Raw genomic sequence first — 13,407 nt, 5'->3', positions numbered from 1 at the left:
AGACTTCGATCACATTGGCAATAGCCAAAATGCAATTATTTCATTTAAATTAATCAAGCGCTCAACAAACAGGCAATCGCTCTGTTTTGCGCATAAAATCCCTACAAGCCACTCTGTTTGAGCTAAGGCTTTCCATAAGAAAACCTAGCTTTTCTGCTCCAATCGTAAGGTATAGCGTATTGCCCAAGCAGCAATAGCGAACAATAGAAAGGGAATCCCCGCGGCTGTATATTCAACCCAAGCATATTCAATTAGCTGTTTGGCCAAGATGAGATGACCAAATACCAACAACAATGCGCACGCTATTGCGACACCTATCAATTTCAGCTCAACCCGATTGGCTTTCCTCTCCATACTGCTCTCCTTTATCTACGCAATAAATCAATATTGAACAGGAGAAAGTAAGAAAGTGGGTAGCACAGTTAACCTTAAAAACGGCTAAACAGTTTATTGCTTATGACTACTGAGCAGTTTTGCTAGGGCTTTGAGCGCTTCGTAGTTCTGAGCGGTCAGTTCATAACTACTGTTGATTCGAATGCAATGCCGGTATTGCTTGCCTGAGGAAAACAGTGTGCCCGGTGCAATACTGATACGATAACGCTCAAGTAATAGAGTGAGTAACTCGGAGCTATCTAGATCAAACGGGAGCACCACCCAGACAAAATAACCACCATCCGATTTAGTTACTGTCGTTCCGGCGGGAAACAATTGATATATTGCTTTTATCATCTGCTGCTGTCTCTTTACCAAAGTTCTGCGTAATTGCCTCAGATGACTGTCATATACCCCTTCCTTAATATAACTGGCAATGGCATGTTGATTTGGTACTGGCGCTGAAAGCGTCGACATAAACTGTAGTTCGGTAACTTGCTGGGCAAACCTGCCAGCTAGCGCCCAACCGACACGAAAACCAGGGGCAAGGGATTTAGAAAATGAGGAGCAGTGGATCACCAATCCTTCACGATCTATAGACTTGAAACAAGCTGGCTTATGCATCCCGTAATAGAGTTCGCCATACACATCGTCTTCTATGATGGCAACGTTTCTCGCAGCAAGAAGCTCATACACAGCACGTTGCTGCTCGGGAGAAAGACTCACTCCAGTTGGGTTCTGGAAATTACTCATCAACCAGCAAGCTTTTATCGGATAGCGCTCAAGGCAGCTGGCCAGGGCTTTCGTGTCTAAACCTTTTTCGGGGCAAACAGGGATCTCTACGGCCTTGAGATGAAGTCTTTCAATAGCTTGCAAGGCACCATAAAAAGAAGGTGACTCAATAACGACCATATCACCGGGTTGTGTCACTGCCGCCAAGCCCAAACCGAGCGCTTCTGTCGCACCGGAGGTGATGACAACTTGCTCTGCACTAACATTAATACCAGCTTTGGCGTATCGCTGGCTGATAGCCCGGCGCAAAGACTCACACCCGGGCGCTAAATCAGTAATGCCACTGTCGTATGGCATCGTTTTCACCGTGCGACTTAACAACCTGCCTAATGTCGGCATCGGAAACAAGGAAGGATCAGGAAACGCAGAACCAAACGGGATCACATCCGGTTGCTTGATGGCCCTCATCACTTCAAAAACATGACGGTTAATGTTAATCGACTGGTTGACGACTTGTGGTTGCTGCGGTGGCGTGGGGAGGAGCTGGTTAAAATGCGGTGAGACAAAATAACCACTTTTGGGTTTGGCATAGATCCAACCGTCGAGTTCTAGTTGCTCATAGGCTTTCATTACCGTCATTGGACTGATGGACTGCAACTGGCTCATCTTGCGAATCGACGGGATCCGCTCGCCCGGAAGCCAGACTTGCTGGTTAATCTGCTGCTTTATCAGCTCAATAACAATGATAGCCGGGCTTGGCTCTCTCCCTGATGGCATCGCCTATATTCCAGATCGTTTCAGTGAGGGTGCCACTATAGGCAATCTTTTATACAGAGGCAGCTTGGATGGTAATATATGAGAGGCACGTTCACTTTGCTTAGGTGCAGATACAACAAAGCCCCGACTTTCGTCGAGGCTTTGTTTTTGAAAATGGTGCCCGGGGCCGGACTTGAACCGGCACAGTTATTCACCGGCGGATTTTGAATCCGCTGCGTCTACCAATTTCGCCACCCGGGCAGATGCGGCTCATTATACGTATATCAGCCTGATAGACAATCATTTTTTTCTATCTTATCAAAACCACCCCGCAAGTGCATGGTACGCAATCAATACGTTCAAAACAGCACCACCAGCTTGTAGCATCATTTCTTTGTTAAGTAGATTCTCATCAATTACTTGAGAGCATCAGAAATCATACTTCAGGGATAGCCTGTTTATTTATACTCTGTCGTAGGCGTAACTCCGGTACAAAGTGTTTCGTGATAGAGCATTCCGTTTGGTTGATTTGACACATCAGAAGTTCAACGGCGGTTTGAGCCATTTGGCTAATAGGAAAGTGAACCGACGACACCTGCGGATAAAGCGCATCACAAAGCTCTATACTGTCAAAACTTATCAAGGATAGTTGTTGTGGCAGTTTGACATTGTGCTCATGGAAATATTGCAATGCCCCCTGGGTCATTTCCTCACTGCATGAAAACAATGCCGTCATTGATGGTGCAGAGCGATGAAGTTGCTCCGCCGCTAAATAACCACTTTTTCTGCCGTAGTCTCCCTCAGCACAAAACGCAGGATCAAAACTAATCGCCGACTGGTTCAAAGCTTCTTTATAGCCTTGAAGGCGAAGGTGGCTGCTTGGACGACTTAGAGGACCGGTGATACAACCAATGTGGCGATGCCCCTGCTCTATCAAATGCTCCACCGCCATTTTTGCCGCCAGAGTATGATCAAAAGTAATGCAGCGAGACTCCAAACCTTCAACCACCCGGTCAAGAATCACAAACGGAGTAGATTCCTGAGCAAGCTCCCTCAATTCATCGTCACTCAAGTGGCGACTATTGAGGACATACCCTTCACACCGGAGGGCATGGAACCGGCGAATCGCTTCCCGCTCACCTTCTGCGTTGTGGTGCCCTTGAGCGGTGATCAGAAACTTTTTATGCAAATCCAGCTCTGCCTGTACCTGATCCATCATTTGGCCAAAGAATCCACCGGTGTAATAGGTGACAAGCAAACCAGTCATATTGGATGAAGCTGTTGCCAACGAACGGGCAATCGCGCTTGGCCGATAGTTAAGTTCTGCCATTGCCTGCTCGACTTTCCTTTTGGTATCGGAACGAAAGGCACCTTCTCCGTTTATGATCCGCGATACTGTCGAGCGGTGGACACCAGCCAATGCTGCAACATCTTTTATACTTGCCATGGCAGTTGCCTCGCCTCCTTCACCATTAATTTCCAACCATATTATTGGTTCATCATATCTCGCTAGCGACTATAAAGTGATTTAATCGGTACATGAAGTGATTAACGAGCGTTTTAATATTCAGCTCTCAACATATAGCAAGTTGCCAGTAGGATGCAGCAAAAACTCTATAGGGGGAACGAATACGCTACTGGCAACTGCTATTTGGGTTTAATGGGGAAGAAGATTACGCCTTCAGGGAGTGAAAGCTTCCGACTGTCACTCCCCATAGATCCAATGCCTCTTTCAATCTCACATCGGTGAGGATATCCAACTCCATAGCCCTCGGTATGGCATAGCCGCTCGACTCAAGCAAAGGCTGATCAATGTAGGCAGGGTGGCACATTATTTCCAACACATCACACTGACCGCGATATTGCCCAATAATGGCAAGCAGCTTATCTAAGCTCAGTGAATCACCATAAAAGCTTTGACTAAATACATAGTCTTTTCCTTGTTTCACGCTCCCTCGCAGCGGCACTTGGTATCCCGCCACAATTTCTTCAATAACAGGCAACAGCTTGGGATGCATGTGAGCATGATGGTGACTGTCAACATGGCTGAGCGTTAACCCTGTCGCCAAGAAATGTTCAATCTGCGCGATCACCTCATCGGCAATTTCTCGCTCTTTAAATGCCGGTTTTTGCCAGAAGAGCCCCTTCGCCAAGAAATGACCGTCGTTGCCGACTAAGCTCGCTGCTGCGGTCACGGGCATGCCCGCAGTAAATCGTAAGTGCAGCCCTATCGCCAGAGATGGCTGGGCTGCTGCAACCTGCAACGCGTGCTGCTCTGCCGCCATCCCCACCATCATTGTTGTTGAGCGAACCACTCCATGTTGACAGGCCTGTCCAATCCCAAGGTTAACCCCGCGGGTCAGGCCAAAGTCATCCGCATTGAAAATTACATGCATAAGTTCCCTCTATTTACTCTGCGGCAAGCAGAATGGTCCTGCCGCATATCTAACATACAATTAAGCAAAATTTGGCAGGTAATCATGATTCGTGCGCAGGATATCATCGAGGATTGCTTTCGCTCGAGTAATATCTGGCACCAATGGGTTGCTGGACAATGCCATTAAGGCTTTGTTGTAGCTACCTTCAACAGCCGCTTCAATCGCAAGCTGTTCATATGCCTTGACCTGATGGATCAAGCCTGTGATTGCTGGGCTAAGCTTACCAACAGCCAGTGGACGCACTCCCCAACTGCCAACTACCGCACTACATTCAATAACGGCTTCATCGGGCAAACTCGAGATCGTGCCGTTATTCGCTACATTGATCACATGGATCGTTTTGCGATCGTTATAAATTGCATCGACCAGATTCAGTGACGCATCGGAATAGTAAGCCCCACCGCGCATTTCAAGTTGCTTGGGTTTTTCCGCCAGCTCTTCGTCACGATAAAGCTCGAACAGTTCTGCTTCGGTTTTCATGACCTGCTCGGCCCGGGTTCCGCCATCGCGTGCTGACTCCTTTTCTTCAGCCAGCATCGCATCAACCTGATAAAAATAGCGATGGTATGGGCAGGGAATAGCCCCCAAAGCGGTAAGAAAATCTGGGTCCCAAGGCTCTTCAAAAATATTATTCATACTGAAATTCTGGCCATCACCCACTTTTTTCAGCACCTCAGCAGTCACATCCTGGCCATCGACCCATGCCCGGTGAGCCCACACTAGGTGGTTCAAGCCAATACATTCAAGTGAGAGTTTCTCCGGAGGGCACGCCATCATCTCCGCAATCATCATCTGCATCGATACCGGGACATTACACAAGCCAATGGATTTCACTTGGGTATATTTCTGAATAGCTTCAGTGACTAGACCTGCAGGGTTAGTAAAGTTCAGCATCCACGCATTGGGCGCCAACTCTTCAATATCTTTGCAAATATCCAGTATTACCGGAATCGTCCGCAATGCCTTGGCGAAACCACCCGGCCCTGTCGTCTCCTGACCAATCACATCATATTTAATGGGAATACGTTCATCATTTGCCCTTGCCTGCAATCCCCCCACTCGAAACTGGGTCATGACGAAGTCAGCATTTGCTATCGCCGCCCTGCGATCCAGTGATGCCTTGATCTCAATGTTTGCGCCGGCTTTTTCAACCATCCGCCGAGTCAGTCCTTCAATAATCTCGAGCTTTTCCTTGCCCGCCTCAATGTCGACAAAATGCATTTCTGTTACCGGAAGTATATCGAGTCGTTTCAATACACCTTCGACAAGCTCTGGTGTATAGCTACTCCCGCCCCCAATAATGGCCAGCTTAAGTGATTTGGTCATAATACGTCCTTATTTCTCAGACAACCTTTCATGCATAGCAACCATTTCTGTAGCCAACTCGTGGGCAAGAATGGTCGTCATCAGATGATCCTGGGCATGCACCATTACCAAGGTCATTTTTACTTTGCCCTCTCCCTGATCGGCTTCAATAAGCTGTGTCTGGATCAAGTGGGCACGGTTAAGGCACTCTTTCGCTTGTTTGAGTAGCCCCTTAGCCTCCAATACCTCCTCTTTACGCGCCTTGGCCAAGGCTTCGTAACATAAGCTTCGAGCTTCACCGGCATTGACAATAATTTCCATTACTACTGATTCCTGATCCATCAGTCTCTCCTTCATAACAAAACATTCAACACTGCGGGCCAAGAGGCCCGCAGCACTATCATTAAGCAGTTGCACCCTCACCAATAGGTGCATTTTCCTTCTCTTTCTGAGCAGCCGTTTCTTTTTCTTGCTCAAGCAATTGCTTTTCAAACATCTTGAAGAATGGCAAGTAAATAAACAGGTCAAGGATCAGAAGTCCGATAACCAACAGGACTGGAGCAAGTGTCCATCCGGCTCCCCACGAAGCACCGATAATGGCCGGTGTTGTCCATGGCGTTGTTGCCACGCCCATGCCGACAAGACCGGAATGCACCGCTACATACGCAATAACCGCATTGATAATTGGTGCAAATACGAAAGGCACAAATAGCATTGGGTTAAGTACCAAAGGTGTACCAAAAATAATGGGTTCGTTGATTTGGAAGAAACCCGGAACCACACTCATCCGGCCCAAACTACGCAGGTGAACCGAGCGGCTGAAGACCATCAGAATAGCTAGCGCCAAGGTCGCACCTGAGCCACCGATGAAGATATAGAAATCCCAGAAAGGCTGAGTAAAGATATTCGGAATTGGCTCACCGGCAACAAATGCTTCGATATTGGCACCAATATTGGTCAGGAAGATCGGAGAGAGCAAACCGACCACGATAGCCGCACCATGAATACCCGCAAACCACAGCAGCTGGGAAACTAACAAGGCACCAATGATTGCGGGCAAAGAGTTAGAAGCACTGATCAATGGCTTAAACATCTGCATCACAGCATCAGGGATCAGCATATCGTATTGAGACTGAACAAATAGGCTGAGCGGGTAAACCGTCATGAATACAACCAGCACAGGGATCAGCATTTCGAAAGAACGCGCTATCGCCGGTGGTACCTGTTCAGGCAAACGGATAGTGATATTGTGCTTTTTGAGGAAACGGATCAGCTCAACGGAATAGAACGCACTGATAACCGCAGTAAAAATCCCTGTTCCCCCCATGTGCGAGGTAGGAAGTCCACCTTCGCTAACTGGGGCTGCGACCAGCAAAAAGCACATCAAGGACAAACAGGTACTAGTGATACCGTCCATCTGGTAGGCGCGTGCAAGACTATAGCCTATACCCATCGAAACAAAGACGGTCATGATCCCCATCGTCATGTTGTAGGGCATCATAATCATGTCAAAGTTTTTACCGGCAAAATCCAGCCAAGCTCGGCCAAAACCATTTTGTGTATCTTCCGCGAAAGGAGGAAAAGCTAAAATTAATAAAAAGCTACCCACAATAATAAATGGCATAGCGGTAATAAACCCATCACGCATTGCCCTTACATGTTTTTGCGAACCGACCTTTACAGCTATGGGGGCTATTTTGTTTTCAACAAACCCCATTAGCTTATCGTAAAATTTCATACAGATATTCCTTTATTTAAAACGTAGCAATCCGTCCTACACAACATGTGCAGGATGTATTGAGTCCCGTTATTATTTTCTTTTAGGTAAGAGGTGATTATTAAATTTATTCGGGAATTAAGGATAAAGCCTGATCGAGAACTTCCTCACCTTTCATCATCCCATATGCCATTGGAGAGATCGCATCAATTGGCTTGCCATACAAACTGGCCGTTTTTCGCAACTCTTCAAGCTGAAAACGGACCTGAGGTCCAAGTAAACATACATCAAAGGATTGTATTGCATCTTCAAAAGCTGTTACGGCCTGTGCTTCGATTTGGCAATCAATCCCACGAGCTTCTGCAGCCTTCGTCATTCGTTGAACCAGCATACTGGTTGACATTCCCGCACTACAACACAACAAAATCTTTTTCATCACTCTCTCCATGATTCATTTTTAACACTTAAAAACGACAATTAAATATTAACCAACATGACAAATAAACAAAAGCGCAACCGGTTGCACAAATGTGAAGGCAATCCCAATTCATAGATCAAAATACGTTCAACATTACAATAATTAAATTATCAGAATAAAAATAATGGAATAAAAAAATCATCATGACTTTGAAGTCAAATTAAAATATTTGAAATAAAGAGTAAGTAACAGATCAGTCAATACAATTGACGTCTCATAAACAGAATGATCACATAGACATTTATACAAACTTAATATGTTAATAACCCAATACCTTATCGCTATCACCAATACCTTTTTCAGCAATAATCTTTGATAAACATTTTTATTAACTAATAAGATATAGGAGTAACATTTTATGAAGAAACACTTATTGTCCTTGCTATGCTCGGGGGCAGTTGCAGCGGCCGCACTCACCGTACAGGCCGCCCCCAAAGGAACCCTCTACCTCACCTTCGATGACGGGACAATCGACGCCACTATTCCCGTTGTTGAAATCCTGAATGAAGCAGGGGTAAAAGGTACCTTTTACGTCAATGGTTGGCACTTAGACGGTATTGCCGACGAAAACGAAGGGAGAGCTCTCGAAGCACTAAAGCTGTTGCTTGATACCGGCCATGTTGTTGGTAACCACAGTTATAACCATATGGTCCATAACTGTGTCGAAAAGTTCGGCCCAAACAGTGCTGCCGAATGTAATGCCACTGGTAACCATCAAATCAATTCCTATCTTGATCCTGTCTTTGATGCCTCAATGTTCGATAAAAACCTCACTGTTCTGGCATCATACATTCCGGATATCAACACTTATCCAAACTACAAAGGGGAAAGTCTTGCCCGCCTTCCCTACACGAATAGCTGGCGCGTGACCAAAGAGTTCAAAGGGGATGGACTTTGTGCGACATCCGATGACCTGAAGCCTTGGGAGTCAGGGTATGTGTGCGATCCTCAGAGCCCATCAAACAGTGTCCAGTCTTCCATTCGCGTATCCGAAATTCTGGCAAATCAAAATTACCTATTCCATGGCTGGGATGTCGATTGGGCACCTGAAAACTGGGGGATTGCCATGCCTGCCAATAGCCTAACCGAAGCGGAGCCGTTCCTCGGATACATTGACGGAGCCTTAAACACCTGTGCCCCAACCACCATAGAACCCGTCAACTCAAAGACCCAGAACTTCCCATGTGAAACGCCACTGCATACCGATAAAGTTATCATTCTGACCCATAACTTCCTATTCGAAGACGGCAAACGCGGTATGGGAGCCACTAAGAACCTTCCTAAATTACGTAAGTTCCTCCGCATTGCACAAGAAGCCGGGTATGTTTTCGATACAATGGACAACTATATCCCTGAGTGGAAAGTAGGTACGACCTACGCCACCGGCGACTATGTCACTCTTGACGACACTGTATACAAGGCAACGGCGGATCACACGGCGCAATCTGATTGGGCTCCATCACCGATATCGAGTCTATGGGTAAATAGCATGCCGCGTACTATTTGGACAGTGAACGTTAGCTACAATCAAGGCGACGTAGTGACATATAAAGGCGTGAAGTATGTGGTTAATGCTGCACATATCTCTCAGTCCGACTGGACCCCAGATACCGAGCCAACACTATTTAGCAAACTATAAAGACACCGGCTAAAGCCGAGAGTAGATAATCTCTGTTCGCCAGATACAACAAAGCCCCGACTTTCGTCGAGGCTTTGTTTTTGAAAATGGTGCCCGGGGCCGGACTTGAACCGGCACAGTTATTCACCGGCGGATTTTGAATCCGCTGCGTCTACCAATTTCGCCACCCGGGCATGCGAATCATTCTACGCATCTTGCCTCCCAACGCAATAGGAAAAAGTAGGAAAATCGCTCCCTTGCGTTTGTTTGCTGAGATTTTGAGCGTTTTAAGCAAAAAGGTCCATTAGCAAGTGCTATGAACGCCAGAATTGGTACATGAATGTTGGCCCATGACGCAACCACCACCCTACCCCGGATATCGATACTTTATAGGGTAGCCAAACACGTAGCCAGCCTTTACGCCGAGTGATCTTCAAGGAACCGCAGTCAGGAACACTGACAACGAGCTGATGGCCATCAAATATAAAGGGGAGTCGTGATAAGGTTTTTGAAACCGGAAAACGGCAATAGAGTCCAATCAAAGACACAAGCATGCTTTCACTAGGAACGACCAGGGTTAGTCGCCCCCCTTGCGCGTTGAGGTGAGCAATCTCACCGCCATGCTCGACCTCAACTTCACCATTATATTCCAACATCATTATCCAACATCAATCCAGGTTACGCCCACGGATGCTGATACTGCCGTTTACCTTCCAGATGGAGTGCTCTGGTTTGTCGCCAGCCCCGCTTGGCACGCTAATTTCAACATGGTCAAAGTCATAGGTCAGCTCGGCATGCCGTTCCGTCAATTTGTCATAAAGGGCGCCAGCCAGTTCAGGCCAGTTCGTTGTATTGTCATTGATATCAGCCATGGTGTTGCTCCTCATTCGTAATGCGCCTTAAGCCAGGCTTTCATTTCGGGTATCAGCTACTTCACCCTCGCTTCAAAGAGTTTTGAGGCACAGGCTTCAATAAATATAGTGCCCTTAACCAAAACTGCCGTTAGGAGGACTCTCATTTCCAAGATCCGTATCATTCTCCCCAGTGAGTAATATTGCTACACTGCTCGCAACACCTTGAAGCTAAGTTAATTTGGAAAACCTTGTGAAGAAGAAGAAACAGCCGGACGTTGCATCCACCAAACAATACCCAAGCCTTTTTCGCCGTCTTGCGGCATGGCTCTATGACACCCTGGTTATCGCCGCAGTACTCATGCTCGCTGGAGGCGTCGCTATCGGCTTGATGGCCGTCTTAGTGGCAGTTGGTGCTGTTGATATTACGGGCTACGAGGATGTCAGTGCCTATATGACCCTGCACCCCGTGGTGGGCATGCTTTACACCGGCTACCTTGCCATGGTGATTGTCGGCTTCTTTACCTATTTCTGGTGCCAGGCGGGACAGACCTTGGGGATGCGGGCGTGGAAGTTGCGCATCCAAAACAAAGACGGCTCAAATATCCGCCCGACCCAAGCGATGATCCGCATGGCTACTTCGGCATTCGGACTGGGTAACTTGTTGGCTCCCTTTAGCAAGACCAAACAGTCGTTCCAGGATGCCATGGCAGACTGTGAGATGGTTGTTCTGCCAAAGGTCAACTAATTAGCGGCTCACACATTTCAGAGACAAAAAAGGCGCCGATGGCGCCTTTTCTCTCTTTCGAAGCTACAGTTTTCTTCTTAGCAAGTAAATGGTGATAAACAAGAACACCAAACTCGGCCCTATCGCCCCGATTATCGGATGAAGCCGGTAAACGATACTCATCGGCCCGAACACTTCATTCGAGATATAAAAGCCGAAGCCGAAAATGACCCCCGACAACACCCTTGCTCCCATGGTCACCGAGCGCAGCGGGCCGAACACAAACGACAGGGCCAACAGCATCATCACCGCAATCGAGAATGGCTGCAACGCCTTGCGCCAGAAGGCTAGCGCGTAGCGCGACGAGTCCTGCTTGGAATCCTCGAGATAGTTTTTATAGTCATACACCCCTGACAGCGAGAGCTCCTCAGGTTTCAGCGTAACGACGGCCAGTTTGTCCGGAGTCAACGTTGTCTGCCAGTGAAGCGCAGGCAGGCGCTCATTGACTTGTTGCTCTTTACCTATCGTCGTTACCGTTACATCCTTGAGCTGCCAACCCTTGTCATTGTCGAAGGTTGCAGACTCGGCGAAGGTAGAATGGGTGAGCTCGTCCTGTTCATTGAACTGCCAAATATTGACCCCATACAGCTCCTGTTGTTCGTGAACCCGACCAATATAAATGAAATCATTGTCATCCTTGGTCCAGACACCGCGCTGCACCGACAGGATATTTCCGCCCGAAGTCCACAGTGCACGCAGTTCACGAGCAGCCTTCTGGGCTTCGGGTGCCCCCCACTGGCCCAGCAAGGTGATCAACAACATCAAAGGGACGGCGGTCTTCAATACCGACAGGCCAATGTCCAACTTGGAAAAGCCAGCCGCCTGCATCACCACCAACTCCGAACTCGAAGCCAGCATACCCAGACCAATCAACGCCCCCAGTAAAACCGCCATCGGGAAGAACATCTCAATATCACGCGGAATACTGAGCAATACATAAACCAAGGCTTTCCAGAGATCGTAAGTACCATCACCCACTTTTCGCAGCTGCTCAACATACTTGATGATGGCCGACAGCCCCACCAAGGTAGATAGCGTCAGGGCCGAGGTCGAAATCAGGGTTCGGCCAATGTATAAATCCAGAATCTTAAACATTAACCACGTCTCCGAAACTTCTCTCTCACCTTGCGCACCGCTAAGGTATCCCAACTATTCAGGGCTATTGCCACCACAAAAATTACTAAGTTGATCGACCACAGGCCAATATACGACGGTAGCCCTCCATCTTCGACAGCAGACTTGGCCGCACTGATTGCCAGGAAGTAAGCCAGGTAAATCAACACCGCTGGAACCAATTTGGCAAAGCGCCCCTGACGCGGGTTCACCGCAGACAGAGGAACAACGATCATAGTCAGTAACGGAATACACAGCACCAGTGACATCCGCCATTGGAACTCAGCCTTGGCGGCTAGTTCAGAGCGCTGCATCAACTCGAGCGTTGGCAATGCGTCCCAGTCACGCTTTTTCTCACGCACAGCCCGCTGCCCTATCAGGGCCTGGTAGTCATCGAACTGGGTAATGGAATAATCCAACCGCGTCGGGATCCCCTCGTAGCGGGTGCCTTCTTTCAAATCCAATACCTGACGGCCATCAGGCAGCTCACTGACATAGCCACGATCTGCCACCATCACACTCGGACGCAATGCATCACGGGCAGAAAGTTGGGCAACGAACACTTTATCCAGACGGCTACCGCTGTTGGTTATGTCGTTGACGAACACCACCCCCTGTCCATCCGGTGCGGCCTGAAACTGGCCCTTCACCAACAAATCAAGACCGGAATCAGCCTTGACCTGCTCCATCAGCTGCTCGGTTTTTTCTACCGACCACGGCGCCAGCCACAATGCATTGAAAGCAGCGACTGAGCCGGTGATAATCGCCAGCCACAAAGCTGCCTGGATCAGGAACTTATTGCCGATACCGGTGGCATTCATCACGGTAATTTCACTTTCGGCATACAATCGACCAAAAGTCAGCAAAATGCCGATGTACAAACTCAATGGCAACATCAACAAGGCCATCGAAGGCATGTACAAACCGAGCAAGGTCGCGATCAAATCACTCGGGATGGAACCCTCTGTTGCATCAGCAAGAATGCGAATAAATTTCTGACTGATAAAGACAAGAAAAAGGACAAAAAGCACCGCAAATTGGCTTTTTACTGTCTCACGCGTCAAATACCGAACAATAATCACGCTTTATTTACCCATAGAAAACTTGTTTTTTTACTGGAATCACTATAATTTTTCGGTTAATCAGTTATTTTTTTAATCTTTCGGCTAATTGTTAACCTGCACTTTAATCCTATACCGATTTCGTGGTCCAGCAACATAAGTGCGGCATTATCTAACAT

At 47.6% G+C, this 13,407-nt stretch carries 14 protein-coding genes and 2 tRNA genes; 2 read left to right on the top strand and 14 right to left on the bottom strand.

Going from position 1 to position 13,407, the window contains the following annotated elements:
• Window positions 1-144 precede the first annotated feature (144 nt).
• The 9 genes from ACXAD4_RS16895 to ACXAD4_RS16855 form a co-directional block, all read right to left on the bottom strand.
• Window positions 145-354: a hypothetical protein gene (locus ACXAD4_RS16895; RefSeq protein ID WP_281025715.1), complete on the bottom strand. Its 210-nt coding sequence runs from the start codon at window positions 352-354 to the stop codon at window positions 145-147.
• A gap of 93 nt (window positions 355-447) precedes the next feature.
• Window positions 448-1,881: an aminotransferase-like domain-containing protein gene (locus tag ACXAD4_RS16890; protein WP_475242929.1), complete on the bottom strand. Its 1,434-nt coding sequence runs from the start codon at window positions 1,879-1,881 to the stop codon at window positions 448-450.
• A 154-nt stretch (window positions 1,882-2,035) separates the two neighbouring features.
• A tRNA-Leu gene (locus ACXAD4_RS16885) sits at window positions 2,036-2,121 on the bottom strand.
• A 175-nt stretch (window positions 2,122-2,296) separates the two neighbouring features.
• A complete protein-coding gene (locus ACXAD4_RS16880) occupies window positions 2,297-3,307 on the bottom strand; it encodes a LacI family DNA-binding transcriptional regulator (RefSeq protein ID WP_475242927.1) in 1,011 nt (336 codons plus the stop codon).
• 226 nt (window positions 3,308-3,533) lie between these two features.
• Window positions 3,534-4,256: a chitin disaccharide deacetylase gene (chbG, locus tag ACXAD4_RS16875; RefSeq protein ID WP_475242925.1), complete on the bottom strand. Its 723-nt coding sequence runs from the start codon at window positions 4,254-4,256 to the stop codon at window positions 3,534-3,536.
• A gap of 60 nt (window positions 4,257-4,316) precedes the next feature.
• Window positions 4,317-5,624, bottom strand: coding sequence for a 6-phospho-beta-glucosidase (locus tag ACXAD4_RS16870; RefSeq protein WP_475242924.1), 1,308 nt, complete (start codon window positions 5,622-5,624; stop codon window positions 4,317-4,319).
• A gap of 9 nt (window positions 5,625-5,633) precedes the next feature.
• Entirely contained in the window at window positions 5,634-5,945 is a 312-nt protein-coding gene (locus tag ACXAD4_RS16865; RefSeq protein ID WP_475242923.1) for a PTS lactose/cellobiose transporter subunit IIA, read from the bottom strand.
• 61 nt (window positions 5,946-6,006) lie between these two features.
• A complete protein-coding gene (locus ACXAD4_RS16860) occupies window positions 6,007-7,341 on the bottom strand; it encodes a PTS sugar transporter subunit IIC (protein ID WP_317523787.1) in 1,335 nt (444 codons plus the stop codon).
• Between the two features lie 106 nt (window positions 7,342-7,447).
• Window positions 7,448-7,756 (bottom strand): PTS sugar transporter subunit IIB, encoded by a 309-nt coding sequence (locus tag ACXAD4_RS16855; protein WP_475242922.1) that lies wholly within the window; start codon window positions 7,754-7,756, stop codon window positions 7,448-7,450.
• A gap of 400 nt (window positions 7,757-8,156) precedes the next feature.
• On the opposite strand from ACXAD4_RS16855, the gene ACXAD4_RS16850 reads away from it, so the two are divergent.
• Window positions 8,157-9,437, top strand: a complete 1,281-nt coding sequence (locus tag ACXAD4_RS16850) for a polysaccharide deacetylase family protein (protein ID WP_475242921.1) — start codon at window positions 8,157-8,159, stop codon at window positions 9,435-9,437.
• Window positions 9,438-9,524: 87 nt separating this feature from the next.
• Here the strand turns inward: ACXAD4_RS16850 and ACXAD4_RS16845 are convergent.
• The 3 genes from ACXAD4_RS16845 to ACXAD4_RS16835 form a co-directional block, all read right to left on the bottom strand.
• Window positions 9,525-9,610, bottom strand: a tRNA-Leu gene (locus ACXAD4_RS16845).
• Window positions 9,611-9,730: 120 nt separating this feature from the next.
• Window positions 9,731-10,075: a hypothetical protein gene (locus ACXAD4_RS16840; protein ID WP_475242919.1), complete on the bottom strand. Its 345-nt coding sequence runs from the start codon at window positions 10,073-10,075 to the stop codon at window positions 9,731-9,733.
• A gap of 9 nt (window positions 10,076-10,084) precedes the next feature.
• Window positions 10,085-10,288 carry a hypothetical protein gene (locus ACXAD4_RS16835; RefSeq protein WP_255045101.1) on the bottom strand — a complete coding sequence of 68 codons (204 nt, stop codon included), beginning with the start codon at window positions 10,286-10,288 and terminating at the stop codon, window positions 10,085-10,087.
• Window positions 10,289-10,520: 232 nt separating this feature from the next.
• Here ACXAD4_RS16835 and ACXAD4_RS16830 point away from each other — a divergent pair, with 232 nt between their 5' ends.
• Window positions 10,521-11,015 carry an RDD family protein gene (locus tag ACXAD4_RS16830; RefSeq protein WP_475242918.1) on the top strand — a complete coding sequence of 165 codons (495 nt, stop codon included), beginning with the start codon at window positions 10,521-10,523 and terminating at the stop codon, window positions 11,013-11,015.
• Window positions 11,016-11,078: 63 nt separating this feature from the next.
• Here ACXAD4_RS16830 and lptG read toward each other — a convergent pair whose 3' ends face one another.
• Together lptG and lptF are read right to left on the bottom strand one after the other, a co-directional pair.
• Window positions 11,079-12,149: an LPS export ABC transporter permease LptG gene (lptG, locus tag ACXAD4_RS16825; protein WP_475242917.1), complete on the bottom strand. Its 1,071-nt coding sequence runs from the start codon at window positions 12,147-12,149 to the stop codon at window positions 11,079-11,081.
• Entirely contained in the window at window positions 12,149-13,249 is a 1,101-nt protein-coding gene (gene lptF, locus ACXAD4_RS16820) for an LPS export ABC transporter permease LptF (protein WP_475242916.1), read from the bottom strand. The genes lptG and lptF overlap by 1 nt, the downstream gene beginning before the upstream one ends.
• Window positions 13,250-13,407: the final 158 nt, after the last annotated feature.

It is taken from the genome of Photobacterium sp. AWH4_225 (assembly GCF_056158405.1).
The sequence above is the reverse complement of the archived record's forward strand: the minus strand, read 5'-3'. Positions and strand labels throughout refer to the sequence as shown.

Coding starts and splice junctions, on each gene's coding strand:
- ACXAD4_RS16855 (WP_475242922.1), bottom strand. CDS start 7,756: ATGAAAAAGATTTTGTTGTGTTGTAGTGCGGGAATGTCAACCAGTATG.
- ACXAD4_RS16870 (WP_475242924.1), bottom strand. CDS start 5,624: ATGACCAAATCACTTAAGCTGGCCATTATTGGGGGCGGGAGTAGCTAT.
- ACXAD4_RS16880 (WP_475242927.1), bottom strand. CDS start 3,307: ATGGCAAGTATAAAAGATGTTGCAGCATTGGCTGGTGTCCACCGCTCG.
- chbG (WP_475242925.1), bottom strand. CDS start 4,256: ATGCATGTAATTTTCAATGCGGATGACTTTGGCCTGACCCGCGGGGTT.
- ACXAD4_RS16835 (WP_255045101.1), bottom strand. CDS start 10,288: ATGGCTGATATCAATGACAATACAACGAACTGGCCTGAACTGGCTGGC.
- ACXAD4_RS16865 (WP_475242923.1), bottom strand. CDS start 5,945: ATGGATCAGGAATCAGTAGTAATGGAAATTATTGTCAATGCCGGTGAA.
- ACXAD4_RS16840 (WP_475242919.1), bottom strand. CDS start 10,075: ATGATGTTGGAATATAATGGTGAAGTTGAGGTCGAGCATGGCGGTGAG.
- ACXAD4_RS16895 (WP_281025715.1), bottom strand. CDS start 354: ATGGAGAGGAAAGCCAATCGGGTTGAGCTGAAATTGATAGGTGTCGCA.
- ACXAD4_RS16850 (WP_475242921.1), top strand. CDS start 8,157: ATGAAGAAACACTTATTGTCCTTGCTATGCTCGGGGGCAGTTGCAGCG.
- ACXAD4_RS16890 (WP_475242929.1), bottom strand. CDS start 1,881: ATGCCATCAGGGAGAGAGCCAAGCCCGGCTATCATTGTTATTGAGCTG.
- lptG (WP_475242917.1), bottom strand. CDS start 12,149: ATGTTTAAGATTCTGGATTTATACATTGGCCGAACCCTGATTTCGACC.
- ACXAD4_RS16860 (WP_317523787.1), bottom strand. CDS start 7,341: ATGAAATTTTACGATAAGCTAATGGGGTTTGTTGAAAACAAAATAGCC.